This is a genomic window from Paraburkholderia unamae (assembly GCF_003268775.1).
Taxonomy (GTDB): Bacteria; Pseudomonadota; Gammaproteobacteria; order Burkholderiales; family Burkholderiaceae; genus Paraburkholderia; species Paraburkholderia unamae.
On sequence record NZ_QLSU01000016.1, the window covers coordinates 77,311 to 92,747 of the forward strand.

The window sequence follows — 15,437 nt, forward strand, 5'->3', positions numbered from 1 at the left end:
GTTTAAGTACGGCAGATATTTCTAATAAAAAAGGCAGCCGCCTTGTCAGATGCTCTGGCGTTTGGCGAACATCGCCCGAGTCACCCTGGAACCCGGCTCGCGCCCGAGTTGCTGTGAAATCCAGACGGACGTGTCGACGAGCCGGTCGAGGTCGATGCCGGTCGTAGCGCCCAGCCCGTGCAGCAGGTAAACCACGTCTTCCGTCGCGATGTTCCCCGACGCGCCCTTCGCATACGGACAGCCGCCCAGACCGCTCACGGAGCTGTCGAACACGCGCAGCCCGAACTGGTACGAGGCGTGTACGTTGGCCGCGGCCATGCCGTAGGTGTCGTGGTAATGACCGGCCAGTTGCGCCACCGGCACGCGCGTGGCGACCGCCTCCAGCATGCGCAATACCGAAGCCGGCGTGCCTGTGCCGATGGTGTCTCCCAGCGACACTTCATAACTGCCCAGCGCCATCATTTGCGCGGCGACCTCGGCCACCCGTTGCGGATCGACCGGCCCTTCATAGGGGCAGCTCACCACGCACGAGACATAGCCGCGCACACGCACGCCTTCGCGCTGCGCGGCCTCGAACACAGGCTGAAAGCGCTCGATCGACTCGCTGATCGAGCAATTGATGTTGCGTTGGGAGAAGCTCTCCGAGGCAGCGGCGAATACGGCCACTTCGCGCACGCCATGCGTCAACGCCGCCTCGAACCCCTTCAGGTTGGGCGTCAGCACCGGGTAGGTCACGCCCGGATGCCGCGGGAGCGCCGCCATCAGCTCGGCGTGATCGGCCATTTGCGGCACCCACCTGGGCGAAACGAAAGATGTCGCCTCGACCGTGCGCAGACCCGCCGCGACCAAACGTTCGATGAGTTCGATCTTCGTTGCGGTCACAACCGTCTGCGTTTCGTTCTGGAGCCCGTCACGGGGGCCAACCTCGACGATACGGACCTGGGTCATGCCCCCTCCCATGCAGGCTTGCGTTTCTCGAGGAAGGCGCTGAGACCCTCGCGGCCTTCGGTTGACGCGCGCACATCGGCAATGACGTCGGCGGTCATCTCCAGCAATGCCTCGTCGCCCGGACGATCCACCACGTCATCGAGCAGCTGCTTGGTGCGCGCCAGCGCGGCCGGTCCGGCGCCGAGCAGCTGTTGCGCAAAGCGGTCAACGGCTGCGTCGATCGCACCCGGCGCGCATAGGGCATGCACGAAGCCGATACGGTGCGCCTCGGTGGCCGTCAAGCGCTCGGCGCTCAGCATATAGCGCCGAGCGGCCGCCGCTCCCATGGCCTGCACCACGTATGGAGAAATCGTCGCCGGCACGAGACCGATGCGCACCTCGCTCAGGCAGAACTCGGCCGCAGGATCTGCAATACGAATATCGCAGGCCGATGCCAGTCCCATGCCACCAGCAAAGGCATGTCCGTGCACGCGTGCGATCGTCGGCTTGGGGCAGGTATGCAGCGTGTTGAGCATCCGCGCCAGCTCCACTGCGCTGGCCCGGTTTTCCGCGTGGCTGTATTCGGCCATCTGCTTCATCCAGCCCAGGTCGGCGCCGGCACAGAATGCCTTGCCGCGCCCCGCCAGCACGACTACCCGTACGCCGGTGTCGGCGCCCACTGCGCGCACCGCGTCGGTCAGCTCGCTGATCAACGCCTCGTTCATCGCATTGCGCATGTCGGGCCGGTTGAGCCAGATCGTGGCGACGCCGCGGGCGACCGCGATTTCAAGGTTTCGATAGTCCATACGCGCCCGCTCAGTAGGATTTCGGCAGCCCCAGCACCTTTTCGGCGATGAAGCACAGGATCAGTTGCGGGCTCACGGGCGCGAGGCGCGGAATCCAGCTCTCGCGCATGTAGCGCTCCACATGAAACTCCTTCGCGTAGCCCATGCCGCCGTGCGTGAAGATTGCCGTCTCGCAGGCGCGAAAACCCGCTTCCGCGCCGAAGAACTTCGCGGCATTGGCCTCGGCGCCGCAAGGCTTGTGCTGGTCGTACAGCCATGCGGCCTTCATCGCCAGCAAAAAGGCGGCTTCCAGCTCGATCCAGCGCTCGGCGAGCGGATGCTGAATGCCCTGGTTCTTGCCGATGGGACGATTGAACACCTCGCGCTCGCCGGCATATCTGGCAGCGCGCGAGAGAGCCGCGCGGCCGAGACCGATCGCCTCGCTCGCGATCAAGATGCGCTCCGGGTTCATGCCGTGCAGGATGTATTCAAAGCCCTTGCCCTCCTCGCCAATGCGGTCCTCCACGGGAATGCGCAGCCCATCGATGAATAGCTGGTTCGTATCCACGCACTTGCGGCCCATCTTCGGGATCTCGTGCACTTCGATCTTGCTGCGGTCGAAGTCGGTGTAGAACAGTGAGAGTCCCTCGGTACCCTTGCACTCCTCCACCGGCTTGGTGCGCGCGAGCAGCAGGATCTTTGCGGCTTCTCGCGCGGTGGAGATGAACACCTTCTGGCCATGCACCACGTAGTGGTCGCCTTCGCGCACGGCGCGCGTCTTGAGCTTGAGGGTGTTGAGGCCCGCATTGGGTTCGGTCACGCCAAAGCAGGCCTTCTCCTTGCCGGCAATCAGCGGCGGCAGCATGCGCTGCTTCTGCTCCTGTGTGCCAAACACCACCACCGGATGCAGGCCGAAAATGTTCATGTGCACCGCCGACGCGCCTGACAATCCCGCGCCGGTGCTCGCAATGGTGTGCATCATCAGCGCGGCTTCGGTAATGCCGAGCCCCGCGCCGCCAAACTCCTCCGGCATTGCAATGCCCAGCCAGCCGGCATCGGCGAGCGCGCGGTAAAACGCTTCGGGAAACTCGCCATCGTTGTCCCGCGCATACCAGTAATCGGCGTCGAACGGGGTGCAAACTTTCTCGATGGCATCAACAATCTGCTGCTGGGATTCTGTGAGTGCGAAATCCATGGTGTGTCTCGTGAAATTTTTTAGGAGAACTGAGCCGAATCGTGCTCAGGTGGGCGTGGCCGTGCCATGCGATTGCACGAGGTCATCGATCTCGGCATCGGACCAACCCAACTCGCGGAGGATATCGGCGGAGTCCTCGCCCAGACGCCGGGCGGGTGACGGCTCGACGCAAGCGCTACGAGACCAGCTCGTCGGGTTGCCCAGCGTGCGCAAAGGCCCCTCGGTCGGATGCTCCTGATGGCCGATAAAGCCCACGGCGGTGAGATGCGGGTCGTCCACCAGATCGTGCGGCGAATTCATCGGCATGTTCGGGATGTCCGCCTGCTGAAGCAGCGCCTGCCACTCCGCCGTGGTGCGTGTGTGCATCAAATCCGCAACCCAGGCATAGACCTCGTCGATATGTCTCGCGCGGTTGGTATGGGTGGAGAAGCGATGATCGCTTTCGAACTTCCCGGCCTGACCGATGGCAGTGAAGAACGCGCGCCAGTGCTTGTCGTTGTAGATCAGCACGCACAGGTGCCCGTCCTTCGTTTTGTACGGCCGGCGGTGCGAGGTCAGGAGCCGCGCATAGCCGGGCTCGCCGTCCTGCGGCTCGAAACTCAGGCCCGCGAGGTGATCCCCCAGTACGAACTGCGCCATGGCCTCGAACATGGGCACGACGACCGCCTGTCCGGTGCCGGACTTCTCGCGCTCGTAGAGGGCCGTCGTCACGGCATACACCGTGTGCAAGCCCGTGACACGGTCGGCCAGCGTGAGCGGCGCATAGCAGGGTTTGTCGGCGCCGTACTCGCTCATCAGCCAGGGCAGCCCGGAAGCGCCCTGGATCAGGTCGTCATACGCCGGCTTCGCGGCATACGGGCCGTCCTGGCCAAAGCCGCAACAGGACACGTGGATGATGCGCGGATTGACCGCACGCACGGCTTCGTAGTCGAGACCCAGACGCGCCATCGCCTGGGGGCGCACGTTGGAGATCAACACATCGCAGCGCTCAGCCAGTTGCAGCGCCGCCTTGCGCGCTTCAGGCTGCTTGAGGTCCAGGACAAGGCTGCGCTTGCCGCGGTTGGCGTGCAAAAAGATATGACCCATGCCGGGGTGCTTCATCGGCCCCACGTGGCGCATGTTGTCGCCGTCGGGTGACTCGACCTTGATCACCTCGGCGCCGAGCGCGGCGAGGATCTGGGTTGCGAAAGGCCCCATCACGACGGAGGTCAAGTCCAGGATCCTCACGCCAGCCAGCGGGCCGCCGCGCGCCTGCGCAGCGGTTTCGTGCCCAGGGCCCGTATTTTCGTCCGGTTTCATCGTGTCTCCTGCATGTTGGTAATCGGCCGGTCAGATATCGGCGACATGCGAGCGACTGTAGGCAGAGCAACGATTCCCGTCCAATTGCGTTTTCGGCTCGGACGATCTTTTTTTCGAATCGAAGATGCATCGGCGCGGCACAACCCTGGCCCGACGATTTACAGAAAGTATTGACGGAGCCTAAAATAGATAAAAATAGCTATCGATGCCGAGATGAAGACGCACTATCTCCGATACTTCTCCGTTCTGGCCGAGGAATTGCATTTCGGGCGAGCGGCGGAGCGTCTGTCCATTACGCAGCCGCCGCTGAGTTCGGCCATCAGGGCGCTGGAGGAGGAAGTCGGCGCCCGCCTCTTCGATCGCGACAGCAAGCAGGTCCAGCTCACGCCGGCCGGCGCCGCCTTCCTGGTGGAGGCCCGCATCATCCTGGAGCGTATTGCACGCGCCAAGGACACGGCCAAGGCCGTCGCCAGCGGCAGACGCGGCCGCCTCGATGTCGGGGTGACCAGTTCGTTCTTCTATCGCGAGGTGCCGAGGATCCTCACGGCATTCGACGAGGTGATGCCGAATATCGAGGTCATCCTGCACGAGACTGGATCGGCCGAACAAGTCCAGGCGCTTTTGCACGGTGAATTGCATGTCGGCTTCATCAACGCCGCCACCGTGCCGCCCCAGCTGAAATCGATTCCGTTACGCGCGGACAAGCTGGCTGTCTGCCTGCCGGAATCTCATGCCCTCGCGCAGCGGGAGTCGCTTCGTATCGCGGATCTGGAGCACGAGCACTTCGTCATGTTCGACCGCGAGATCGCGCCCGCCAACTACGACAACGTCATCGCCGCATTCAGCCGTGCCGGCGTGCACCCGCGCACACGCCATGCAACCCGGACCTGGCTCAGCATCGCGGCAATGGTCGCCAACGGTTTCCACATCGGACTCGTGCCGGAGAGCATGGCCCGCAGCGGCATGCGGGGGGTATGTTTCGTTCCGCTTGCGGATGTGGGCGCCGTGACCCCGGCGCTGATCGCGTGGAACCCCAGCTATGGCTCGCCGGGTCTGGACACCTTCGTGGAATGCGCAAGACGGCATACTGGCCCGGAGAGCGCCGCTTTCGAGCACGACTGAATCGGGTGCACAGTCACGGGTCGTGAGCAGGGCTCACCGTTCAAGCCGCTCCAAAGCGCCGTCCAGTTTCTGCACCCGCATGGCGACCAGACATCTCTATCTGGCCATGACAATGGTGCCCCAGCCACGTTCAAATGTCGTGCTGCCAGCCAAACAGAAATACCGTGCTTTCTCCCGCCGACACGCCTTTGCGCCCACCGCGCACCCACTTCGTTGCCCCCGCAACCTATAACGCAAGGTTATGCAATGGGGTGATCTTGTGATTTGACGCCAAAATTTGTCCCTTCGACACTCGGAGCACACGTTCCCACTCATGGAGAGGCCTGTGCCCGTCACGAACCGTACTTCTCTCGCCCTGAAGGCGAGCCTCGCCGCACTCGCGCTCGCATCGTCGCTGTTCGCGCCCGACGGCAGCGCGGCGACGCTGCGCCTGGGCGTGCGCGCCGACGCGCTCACGCTCGACCCCATTGCTTCGAGCGACAACCCTTCGATCTGGACCGAGCTGCTGATCTACGACCAGCTGGTGCGCCCGAGCCGCGACGGCAAGCGCCTCGAACCGGGTGTGGCTGAGTCGTGGACCGTCTCGTCCGACGGCAAGGAGTTCCGCTTCAAGCTGCGCGGCGACGCGCGCTTCTCGAACGGCCAACCGGTCACGGCGGCCGACGTGGTGTACTCGCTCAAGCGCGCGGCCGGCGAAAAGTCGTCGTGGGCCAGCTTCTTCAAGCCCATTGCGAGCTACAGCGCCGTGGACGACCACACGGTGGTGATGAAGCTCGACAAGCCCTTCACGCCGATGCTCAACAACCTCGCCATGTTCAGCGCTTCGATCCTGCCGCAGAAGCTCGTGGAGCAACAAGGCGACGCGTTCTTCGAACATCCCGTGGGTTCAGGGCCGTTCGTGCTCAAGAGCTGGGCGCGCGGCCAGCGCCAGGTGTTCGAAAAGAACCCGTACTACTGGGAAAAGGGCAAGCCTTCGGTGGATGGCGCAAGCGTCGAGATCGTGCCCGAGGACAATGCGCGCGTGCTCAAGCTAAAGGCGGGCGAGCTGGACGCCATCGTGGGCATTCCCTATAACCAGGTCGACGGCCTCAAGCAGGATGCGAACATCGCCGTGCAAAGCGCGCCGGTGTTCCGCATCGACCTCGTGCAGCTCAACACCACGAAGCCGCCGTTCGGCGACCCGCGCGTGCGCGAGGCGCTCAACCTTGCCGTGGACCAGGCCGGCATCATCAAGGGCATTCTGCGAGGTAATGGGCGCGCGGCCACATCGTCGCTGCCGGTCATGGCGTACAACAACACGCAGTTGCAGCCCTATCCGCACGATGTCGCGAAGGCGAAGGCGCTGCTCGCGCAGGCCGGTCTCGCCAACGGCTTCAAGACTTCGATGCTCGTGCCCGGCGGCGACACCGTGGCGCGCCAGGTGGCGAGCGCGCTGCAAGCCGAACTCGCGCAAATCGGCGTGCAGGTCGATTTGCAGACCATCGAGGCGAGCACGCAGTTCAGCACGACCAAGGCGGGCAACTACGAAATGTCGCTCAGCTATGCGACGAGCGACACGATCGACCCCGACCAGCTCACGGGCTTCACGGCCGTCAATCCCGAGCGCGCGAACGCGTTCCACACGCAATGGAAGGACGAGCGCGTGAACGCGCTCTACGCGCAGGAGCGCGTGACGCCGGACGGCGAAGCGCGCGGCAAGATGTTCAAGGAGATCGAGCAGCGCGTGCACGACGGCGCGCCGTTCATCTTCCTCTATACGCCCACGGAGCCGTATGCCTACCGCCGCAACGTGACGGGCTTCGAGGTGTTGCCCACCTCGAACTACTCGCTCAAGAACGTGGTGATGCATTGATGCGTTTTCGCACTTCCGCGGGCCTTCACCGGAAACCGTCATGAAACTCGTCGCATTCTGCGTGTCGCGCGTGATCCAGCTGGTGCCGGTGCTGCTCGGCATCACGGTCATCGCCTTCCTGCTGCTGCGCGCGCTGCCCGGCGACCCCGCCACGCTCATGCTGGGCAGCCGCGGCACCGCGGCCGATATCGCCAACCTCACCGCGCAACTGGGTCTCGACCGGCCGTTGTGGCAGCAATACCTGTCGTTTCTCGCGGACATCCTGCGCGGCAGCTTCGGCCAGTCCATCGCCTATCGCAGCGCCGTCGCGCCGCTCGTGCTGGCGCGCCTCGGCCCCACGCTCGCGCTCGTGGGCGTGAGCACGCTCATGGCGCTCGCGCTCACGGTGCCGCTCGCCATGCTCACGGCGCTCAAGCGCGGCGGCCTCTTCGACCATGGCGTGAAGCTCGTGTTCGTGGTGGCGCTCTCCATGCCGCCGTTCTGGCTCGGCATCCTGCTCGTGCTGCTGCTGTCGATCCACTGGCCGCTCTTTCCGGTGTCGGGCTATGGCGAAGGCTGGGTCAGCCACCTCTGGCATCTCGTGCTGCCCTCGGCCGTCATTGCGCTCGGCACCGCCGCGCTCACCATCAAGTCGCTGCGCAGCTCGGTGATCGCGGTGCTGGGCGCCGATTTCGTGGACACCGCGCGCGCCAAGGGGCTGCGCAACGCCAGCGTCCTGTGGAAGCACGTGTTCCGCAATTCGCTCATGTCCACGATCTCCGTGCTCGCCGTGCACACGAGCTGGGTGATCGGCGGCACGGTCGTGATCGAAACAGTGTTCGGTATTCCGGGCCTGGGGTCGCTGCTCGTCTCCTCGATCGGCACGCGCGACTATCCGATGGTGCAAGGCCTGACCGTCGTGTTCGCGGTGCTCGTCGTCATCATCAACCTGTTGGCGGACGTCGCGTACTCGCTGATCGATCCGCGCGTGAGTCTGTCATGATGCTCGCCGCCACTTTCCACTTCGCGCGCCGCGCCACGCGTGGCCACAGCCTGCGCGTGGGCCTCGCGATGCTCGCGCTGCTGATATTCGCCGCGCTGTTCGGCCCCACGCTCGCCGCGCACGACCCGCTCGCCGTCGATCTGGGCCAGTCGCTCCAGGCGCCCGGCGCGGGCAGCCTCCTCGGTACCGACGAACTCGGCCGCGACGTGCTGGCGCGCGTGCTCGCCGGGCTGCGCACCGACCTCGTGGTCGTGGCCATCTGTGTGGCGCTGCCGTTCGTGATCGGCACGGCCGTCGGGCTCGTGTCCGGCTACTTCGGCGGCTGGGTCGATCGCGTGATCATGCGCCTCGTCGATATTCTCTGGGCGTTTCCGTTCTATGTGCTCGTCATCAGCATCGTGGGGGCGCTCGGGCCCGGCACGGGCAACATGTATCTCGCGTTCTCGCTCGTGGTGTGGATCTCGTTCGCGCGCATCGTGCGCGGCGAGGTGCTGCTCGTGCGCCGCCTCGAATACACCCAGGCCGTGCGCGTGCTCGGCTACAGCAACGCGCGCATCATGCTGCGCCACGTGCTGCCCAATGTCATCACCCCCGCCATCGTGTTCATGATGTCCGATGTCGTCCTGACGATACTCGCCGTCACTTCGCTCGGCTTTCTCGGTCTCGGCATCCAGCCGCCTACGCCCGAGCTGGGCATCATGATCTCGGAGGGCCGCACCTTCATTCAGGACGGCTGGTGGATCTCCGTTTTCCCAGGGCTTGCGATCGTTTATATCGGCATGACGTTCACGCTGATCGGCGACGGGCTCGACGACCTGCTGAGGCCCAAGCGATGACGCCCGAAACCCGCATCGACAACAATGACGTGCTGCTCGACGTGCGCGACCTGCGCGTGAGCTTCGGCGACGCGCAGCGCACCGTGGCCGCCGTGGACGGCGTGAGCTTCAGCGTGCGCCCCGGCGAGATTTTCGGCCTCGTGGGCGAATCGGGCAGTGGCAAGAGCGTGACGTGCCGCTCGCTCGTGCAGCTTTTCGGCGGCGCGCGGCCGCTGCGCACGGAAGGCTCGCTCAACTTCGCGGGCCGCGAGCTGGTGGGCGCGTCCGATCGCACGCTGGCCGACATTCGCGGCCGCGAGATCGCGATGATCTTCCAGGACCCGATGACTGCGCTCAACCCCACCATGCGCGTGGGCGCGCAGATCGAGGAAGGCTTGCGCCGCCACTGGAAGCTCACGGCGCGCCAGGCGCGCACGCAGGCCATCGACCTGCTGAAGTCGGTGGGCGTGACCGCGCCCGAGCGGCGCATTCACGACTATCCGCACGCGCTGAGCGGCGGCATGCGCCAGCGCGTGCTGATCGCCATCGCGCTCGCCTGCCGCCCCAAGCTGCTGATCGCCGACGAGCCGACCACGGCGCTCGACGTGACGATCCAGGACCAGATCCTCAAGCTTGTCGTGCAGTTGCGCGACGAAACCGGCATGGCCGTGCTGCTCGTCACCCACGATCTGGGCGTGGTGGCGCAAACCTGCGATCAGGTGGCGGTGATGTACGCGGGCCGCATTGTCGAGCGCGCCGAGACCGTTGCGCTGTTCGAGCGGCCCTCGCATCCGTACACGCGCGCGCTGCTCAACGCCCTGCCCGCCCATGCGCGGCGCGCGGGGCGTCTCGAACCCATCGCGGGCGCGCCGCCCGACCTCGCCGCGCCCCCTGCGGGCTGCCGCTTTCACCCGCGCTGCACGCACGCCGCGCCCGCCTGCGCCGAGGGCCAGCCGCCCTTCGTCGGCGTGGGAGAGGGGCATACGAGCGCCTGCATCCGCATCGAGGAAATCGCATGACCACGAGCTTTCCTTCATCGAATGCGGCCGCGCTCGCGCCGCTGCTCGAATGCCGCGACATCAGCGTGACGTTTCGGCAGACGCGCACGGCGCGCGACCTGCTGAGCGGGCGCAAGCCGCTGAAGCTGCACGCGCTGCGCAATGTCTCGCTCGCCGTGAAGCCGGGCGAAATACTCGGCGTGGTGGGCGAGTCGGGCTGTGGCAAGAGCACGCTCGGCCGCACGATCGCGGGGCTGCAAGCGCCCGATTCCGGCGAGCTGCGCTGGGAAGGCCGCGCGCTGGCGGCGGGCGGCGACCGCAAGGCCCGCGCGCGCAACATCCAGATGGTGTTTCAGGACCCCTATGCATCGCTGAACCCGCGTATGACGCTCGGCCAGATGCTCGATGAAGTGCTGCTCGTGCATGGCCTCGCCGCGAGTGCCGCCGAGCGACGCGAGCGCGTGGACGAACTGCTGCTCATGGTGGGGCTCGCGCCGCAACTCAAGGAGCGCATGCCGCATGCGATCAGCGGCGGGCAGCGCCAGCGCGTGAGCATCGCACGCGCGCTGGCGGTCGAGCCGCGCCTGCTGATCGCCGACGAACCCGTGTCCGCACTCGACGCCTCGGTGCAGGCGCAGATCATCAATCTGCTCGAAGACCTGCGTGCGAAGCTCGGCATCGCGATCCTGTTCGTCGCGCACGACCTCAACGTCGTGCGCCATATCAGCGACCGCGTGACGGTGATGTATCTGGGCGAAGTGCTCGAATCCGCCTCGGCGGACGCGCTGTTCGAAGCGCCGCATCATCCCTACACGCACGGCTTGCTCGATGCGATTCCGTTGCCCGACCCGAAGCACCGCAAGCGCACGCCCGGCGTGACGGGCGAGTTGCCCGACCCGCTCCACCCGCCCGCGGGATGCAGCTTTTCTTCGCGCTGCCCGCACGCCGTCGACGCATGCCGTGCCGCGCGCCCTGCGCTCGAACCGGCCGCCGAGCCGGGCGAGCTGCGCGAAGTCCGTTGCATCCGGCCGCTCTCCACCACCGGCGCGGCGCTCGCGCCGGTCCACCTGCATCGCCACTCCTGAACCGCCCTATGCTCTTCGAACGCACCCCTACCCTCGACGCGCTCGGCGACCCGCTCGTGCGTCACGCCGTGCAGCGCTTTTCCGGCGCCGGACTCGCGGCGGACCGTTTCGCGCTCACGCTGCTCGTGCATGCCCACGACCGCACCGGTCGCCACGCGCCGCTCGCATGGCGAGGCTATGCCTCGCGCGGCGATGCGCAGTTCTACCCTTGCAGCGTCGTGAAGGTCTTTATCATGGCGGCCGTCGAAGCCGCGCTCGCCGAAGGCGCACTGGAGGCGACGCCCGAGATCGAACGCGCCATGCGCGACATGATCCGCTGGTCGAGCAACACCGCCACGAACTACCTGATCGACCACTATACGGGCACGACCGGCGACACCGAGCTTGCTCCCGACGTGATGGCGCAGTGGGCCGCCGCCCGTGAGCGTATCAACATTTGGCTCATGTCATTAGGACTCCATGAGTTCTCGGGTATCAACATTGCCCAGAAACTCATGGACGACGACCGCTATGGCCGTGAAGCGGAGTTCGTGAAATGGCGCGGCGAAAACCACCACAACCGCCTTAGCGCGAACGCGGCCGCCTCGATGCTCGCGCGCATCATGGACGGTGCAATGGTGAACGCCGAGGCCAGCGCGCGCATGGCGCAGCGGCTGCTGCGCCCGCGCGACGCCGCGTTCGCGGCCACGCCGGGCGCGCAGGTGAGCGGCTATCTCGGGGAGCGGCTGCCCGAGAGCGTCAAGGTCTGGTCCAAGGCGGGCTGGACAGGCTGGACGCGCGACCCGCTCGCAAGCTACCGCCGCCACGACGCGCTGCATGTCGCCACGCCGGAAGGGCTGCGCTACACGCTCGCGGTGTTCACCGAAGGCGAGGCCGTTTCCGCCGACGACACCGTGCTGCCCGGCATCGGCGAAATGGTCTTTGAGGCGCTGAGCCAGGCGTATCCTCAGGGTCTTGTGGTCGACGCTGTCTAGGCGCAGCGAGTGACGGTCCAGGACGAACGGCGGGGCTTTGCGATGAGGCGCCACATATGGAACTGAAATGGCTGGAAGACTTTGTGAGTCTCGCAACGACGCTCAGCTTTTCCCGCTCGGCGCAGGAACGCTGCGTCACCCAGTCCACTTTCAGCCGACGCATCAAACAACTCGAACAGTGGCTCGGCACGACCCTCGTCAGCCGCGTGAGCTTTCCGGCCGAGCTCACGCGCGACGGCCGCCTGTTCCTGCCCGTTGCGCGCGAAACGATCGAGACGTTCTACGCCACGCGCCGGCTTTTCGAGGCGCGCACGCACGACATCAGGCCGACGCTCACGTTCTCCGCATTGCACACACTGGCCGTGACGTTCTTTCCAGCGTGGTTGTGCGAGGTGTCGGAGAAAATGAGCGCGTTCTATCCGCGTCTTTGTCCGGATCACGGCGGCATCGAGGACAACATCAATACGCTGGTCGAAGGCGAAGTGGATTTCCTGCTGACCTACGCTCACGAGTCGGTGCCGATGCTGCTCGACCAGACGCGTTTTCCGCGGCACGTGCTCGGCACGGAACAGGTGTGGCCGGTTTGCGCGTCGCCTGCACGCGAACGTCCACTCGATCGCGCCATCAGCGAGCACACAGCGCTCGACTACCTGAGCTACGGCGGAGACTCGTTCTTCGGCGTCGCGCTCGCCCGGCTCTTTCGCGAGCGGGCTGCGTTCGAGCGCAACGACGTCTACGAAAACACCATCGCCGTGGGCCTGAAAGCGATGGCGATGGCCGGATGGGGCGTGGCATGGTTGCCTGAATCGCTGATCCGCGATGAACTTGCCGCGGGCACGCTGTCGCCCGCGAGCGACGATCCCGCATGGCGGTTCACCGTCGATATCTGCATCTACCGGAACGCCGACGCCACGCGGCCCGTTGTCGACGAGTTCTGGGCGGCGTTGCGCCCTGCGGACGCCGGCGCATAACGACACCGCATCGTTTCATTCTGGAGCGTACGTCGACATTGCGGCCCGTGGCGCGATCTGCGCCTCGATCCAGCGCGCGACGGCAAAGAGCTGCGCGTCGTGGCCGCGTCGCGCGCTAACCAGCAGGCCCACGGGCCAGCGCCCCCGCGCGAAGCCACAGCGCATGCTGAGCGACGGCTGCCCGCTCAGATTGAACAACGCCGCATTGCGCGAGGCTAGCTGGTCGTAGTCCGGCGGAATCGCATCGAGCGAGGCAGGCAGCGTTTGCGCCGAGGCCGTCACCATCACGTCGACGTTTCCGGCGATACGCTCCATGTGCTCGATGAAGCGCGTGCGCCGCTGGAGCGCCTCGCGCCATTCGCCCTCCGCTATCGTCGCCTTGCGAGCGAGTTTCGCATGCAGTTCGGCGCTGAACCGCTCCGGCTGCGTGTTGAACGGTGCGGCGAAGTTCTGCCACGCCTCGCGAAAGAGGAGACGGGTTAGCTCGTCTGCTTCGTCCCACTGCGGATCTGCGCATTCAACGAGCGTAGCGCCCGCGCGCTCCAGTTTCATGAGCGCGTCTTCAACGGCGCGGGCGATGTCGGGCTCGGCGTTGGCGAAACCGCTTGCGAGCACACCCATACGCGGCGCGCCCTCAAGCGGCAGATCGGCAGCCGCATTCGAACCCTGCGCGCCGAGCGCGTTCCACAGCGCCTTGCTGTCATCGATGCCGCGCGTGAACCAGCCCACATGATCGAGCGTGGGCACGAGGGGCACGACGCCCGCGGTGCTGACGACATGCTGCGTCGGCTTGAATCCCGTCACGCCGCAGCAATGCGCGGGATAGCGGATCGAGCAGGCCGTATCGGTGCCGAGTGCAGCAAAGGCGAGCCCGGCCGCCACCGCGACGGCCGAGCCGCCGCTCGATCCGCCCGGATCGAGGCGCGGCCCCCACGGATTCACGGTGTCGCCGAAAAACGCGTTGAGGCCCGTCGTGCCGTACGCCAGCTCATGCATCGCCGTCTTGCCGAGCAGAACGGCGCCCGCCGCGCGCAGGCGCGCCACCACATCGGCGTCGCGCGCGGGCGTTTCATCCGGCCATAGCGCCGAGCCGGCGGTCATCCGCACGCCCGCCACGGCGATGTTGTCCTTCACCGCCACCGGTATGCCATGCAGCATGCCGCGCCAGTTGCCCGCGTCGCATTGCGCGTCCGCCTCGCGCGCCGCGGCCAGCGCCTCGTCGGCCGTCACCGTCAAATACGCGTTCAGCCGGGGATTGACGGACTCGATGCGATCGAGCAGTGCGCGCGTGAGCGCCGTCGAGGTGATCTCGCGCCGCTTCAGGCGCGCCGCAACGCTCGTGAGGGACTCGAAGTGCGGACTATGCATCGCCATCTCGCGGGGCGAACAGCGTGGCGAGCGCGGGACGATAATGACCGTCGCGACCCTTGATCGCTTCGGCGGCGAAGAGCGCGTTGAGCACGGCTTCCTCGGTCGCTTCGGCCGCCGCCTGGAACAGCAGGTCGATGCGCGCCTCGTTCAACCGCTGCGCAGGCACGAAATCGCGCGCCTCGTCGTGGTCGAACGCTACGGCCGTCGAAAAGCCGAGCGCGATGTCGCCGCTGCCATGTCCCCAGAATGCGCCGAGGCGCGCGAGGCCCGCGCCGCAGCGGCGAGTCACGCGCAACAACTGGCGATAATCCAGCGGGATATCCGTCGCCATCACCACGATCACCGAGCCTTTCTCGGCCACCGCGCTTCGCTCACCATCGCCGCCATCGTCGGGATGCGGCGCGCGCGCGCCGCCCGGCAGCACGAGGTCGCCCGGCCTGCCAAAGTTCGTAAGCGCAATCACGCCCAGGTGCCGCGTTTCACCGCCCAGCACGAGTTGGCGCGACGCACTGCCAATGCCGCCTTTGAAGCCGAAGCAGACCATGCCGGTTCCCGCGCCGACGCTGCCCTCCTCGACCGCGCCCGCATGAGCCGAGCGCAGGGCTTCCCGCGCGTGCGCCTCGCTGACCGCCATCGCCTGAATATCGCTCAAGTGGCCGTCGTTGCATTCGCACACGACCGGATTGACGGTCGCCGTCGCGCGCCCGATATCGGCGTTTGTCTCGATGGCCGCGCGAATCAGCGCCTGCGAGCAAGCCGCGACCGAGAACGTGTTGGTGAGCAGCACCGGCGTTTCGAGCACGCCGAGTTCCTCGATCTGCACGAGGCCGACACTCTTGCCGAACCCGTTGATCACATGCGATGCGGCCAGCACGCTCCGCCGATAAAGATTGCCGTCGTGCGGCAAGATGGCCGTCACGCCCGTGTTGACCGCACCTTCGCGCAGCGTGCGATGGCCCACGCGCACACCTGGCACGTCGGTGATCGCGTTGAGGCGTCCAGGCGGCAGCGTGCCGCACACCAGGCCCCGTTCTCTCGCTCCCCATCCCATTGCGTCGCTC

Annotated in this window: 14 protein-coding genes; 8 read left to right on the top strand and 6 right to left on the bottom strand. The window is 66.2% G+C overall.

The window, feature by feature from the left end; all coding sequences use genetic code 11:
• Nucleotides 1–45: 45 nt before the first annotated feature.
• From C7401_RS25000 to C7401_RS25015, 4 genes are read right to left on the bottom strand one after another with little or no spacing between them, the layout of a single operon-like run.
• Nucleotides 46–948: a hydroxymethylglutaryl-CoA lyase gene (locus tag C7401_RS25000; RefSeq protein WP_112174102.1), complete on the bottom strand. Its 903-nt coding sequence runs from the start codon at nt 946–948 to the stop codon at nt 46–48.
• A complete protein-coding gene (locus C7401_RS25005) occupies nt 945–1,733 on the bottom strand; it encodes an enoyl-CoA hydratase/isomerase family protein (RefSeq protein ID WP_112174103.1) in 789 nt (262 codons plus the stop codon). The genes C7401_RS25000 and C7401_RS25005 overlap by 4 nt, the downstream gene beginning before the upstream one ends.
• A 10-nt stretch (nt 1,734–1,743) precedes the next feature.
• The gene (locus tag C7401_RS25010; protein ID WP_112174104.1) at nt 1,744–2,907 is read right to left on the bottom strand and encodes an acyl-CoA dehydrogenase family protein; all 1,164 of its coding nucleotides are present in this window, start codon (nt 2,905–2,907) and stop codon (nt 1,744–1,746) included.
• Nucleotides 2,908–2,952: 45 nt separating this feature from the next.
• Nucleotides 2,953–4,206 (bottom strand): CaiB/BaiF CoA transferase family protein, encoded by a 1,254-nt coding sequence (locus C7401_RS25015; protein ID WP_112174105.1) that lies wholly within the window; start codon nt 4,204–4,206, stop codon nt 2,953–2,955.
• Between the two features lie 213 nt (nt 4,207–4,419).
• On the opposite strand from C7401_RS25015, the gene C7401_RS25020 reads away from it, so the two are divergent.
• The 8 genes from C7401_RS25020 (at nt 4,420) to C7401_RS25055 (ending at nt 13,005) form a co-directional block, all read left to right on the top strand.
• On the top strand, nt 4,420–5,328 hold the full coding sequence (locus tag C7401_RS25020; RefSeq protein ID WP_112174106.1) for a LysR substrate-binding domain-containing protein: 909 nt from the start codon (nt 4,420–4,422) through the stop codon (nt 5,326–5,328).
• Between the two features lie 325 nt (nt 5,329–5,653).
• A complete protein-coding gene (locus C7401_RS25025) occupies nt 5,654–7,180 on the top strand; it encodes an ABC transporter substrate-binding protein (RefSeq protein WP_224038321.1) in 1,527 nt (508 codons plus the stop codon).
• A 40-nt stretch (nt 7,181–7,220) separates the two neighbouring features.
• A complete protein-coding gene (locus C7401_RS25030; RefSeq protein ID WP_112174108.1) occupies nt 7,221–8,162 on the top strand; it encodes an ABC transporter permease in 942 nt (313 codons plus the stop codon).
• Nucleotides 8,159–8,998 carry an ABC transporter permease gene (locus C7401_RS25035; RefSeq protein WP_112174109.1) on the top strand — a complete coding sequence of 280 codons (840 nt, stop codon included), beginning with the start codon at nt 8,159–8,161 and terminating at the stop codon, nt 8,996–8,998. Before C7401_RS25030 ends, C7401_RS25035 begins: the two co-directional genes overlap by 4 nt.
• Complete coding sequence (locus C7401_RS25040) at nt 8,995–9,996, top strand: ABC transporter ATP-binding protein (RefSeq protein ID WP_112174110.1); 1,002 nt, start codon at nt 8,995–8,997, stop codon at nt 9,994–9,996. The genes C7401_RS25035 and C7401_RS25040 overlap by 4 nt, the downstream gene beginning before the upstream one ends.
• Entirely contained in the window at nt 9,993–11,060 is a 1,068-nt protein-coding gene (locus C7401_RS25045; protein WP_112174111.1) for an ABC transporter ATP-binding protein, read from the top strand. The genes C7401_RS25040 and C7401_RS25045 overlap by 4 nt, the downstream gene beginning before the upstream one ends.
• Nucleotides 11,061–11,068: 8 nt before the next feature.
• The gene (locus tag C7401_RS25050; protein ID WP_181565684.1) at nt 11,069–12,034 is read left to right on the top strand and encodes a serine hydrolase; all 966 of its coding nucleotides are present in this window, start codon (nt 11,069–11,071) and stop codon (nt 12,032–12,034) included.
• 56 nt (nt 12,035–12,090) lie between these two features.
• Entirely contained in the window at nt 12,091–13,005 is a 915-nt protein-coding gene (locus C7401_RS25055; RefSeq protein ID WP_112174113.1) for a LysR family transcriptional regulator, read from the top strand.
• 15 nt (nt 13,006–13,020) lie between these two features.
• Here C7401_RS25055 and C7401_RS25060 read toward each other — a convergent pair whose 3' ends face one another.
• On the bottom strand, nt 13,021–14,373 hold the full coding sequence (locus C7401_RS25060; protein ID WP_181565685.1) for an amidase: 1,353 nt from the start codon (nt 14,371–14,373) through the stop codon (nt 13,021–13,023).
• Nucleotides 14,366–15,427 carry a DmpA family aminopeptidase gene (locus C7401_RS25065; RefSeq protein WP_112174115.1) on the bottom strand — a complete coding sequence of 354 codons (1,062 nt, stop codon included), beginning with the start codon at nt 15,425–15,427 and terminating at the stop codon, nt 14,366–14,368. The genes C7401_RS25060 and C7401_RS25065 overlap by 8 nt, the downstream gene beginning before the upstream one ends.
• Between the last annotated feature and the right edge of the window lie 10 nt (nt 15,428–15,437).

Bases quoted from the DNA above. Each gene is read 5' to 3' on its own strand.
- C7401_RS25000 (WP_112174102.1), bottom strand. From the start codon at position 948: ATGACCCAGGTCCGTATCGTCGAGGTTGGCCCCCGTGACGGGCTCCAG.
- C7401_RS25005 (WP_112174103.1), bottom strand. From the start codon at position 1,733: ATGGACTATCGAAACCTTGAAATCGCGGTCGCCCGCGGCGTCGCCACG.
- C7401_RS25010 (WP_112174104.1), bottom strand. From the start codon at position 2,907: ATGGATTTCGCACTCACAGAATCCCAGCAGCAGATTGTTGATGCCATC.
- C7401_RS25015 (WP_112174105.1), bottom strand. From the start codon at position 4,206: ATGAAACCGGACGAAAATACGGGCCCTGGGCACGAAACCGCTGCGCAG.
- C7401_RS25020 (WP_112174106.1), top strand. From the start codon at position 4,420: ATGAAGACGCACTATCTCCGATACTTCTCCGTTCTGGCCGAGGAATTG.
- C7401_RS25030 (WP_112174108.1), top strand. From the start codon at position 7,221: ATGAAACTCGTCGCATTCTGCGTGTCGCGCGTGATCCAGCTGGTGCCG.
- C7401_RS25035 (WP_112174109.1), top strand. From the start codon at position 8,159: ATGATGCTCGCCGCCACTTTCCACTTCGCGCGCCGCGCCACGCGTGGC.
- C7401_RS25040 (WP_112174110.1), top strand. From the start codon at position 8,995: ATGACGCCCGAAACCCGCATCGACAACAATGACGTGCTGCTCGACGTG.
- C7401_RS25045 (WP_112174111.1), top strand. From the start codon at position 9,993: ATGACCACGAGCTTTCCTTCATCGAATGCGGCCGCGCTCGCGCCGCTG.
- C7401_RS25050 (WP_181565684.1), top strand. From the start codon at position 11,069: ATGCTCTTCGAACGCACCCCTACCCTCGACGCGCTCGGCGACCCGCTC.
- C7401_RS25055 (WP_112174113.1), top strand. From the start codon at position 12,091: ATGGAACTGAAATGGCTGGAAGACTTTGTGAGTCTCGCAACGACGCTC.
- C7401_RS25060 (WP_181565685.1), bottom strand. From the start codon at position 14,373: ATGCATAGTCCGCACTTCGAGTCCCTCACGAGCGTTGCGGCGCGCCTG.
- C7401_RS25065 (WP_112174115.1), bottom strand. From the start codon at position 15,427: ATGGGATGGGGAGCGAGAGAACGGGGCCTGGTGTGCGGCACGCTGCCG.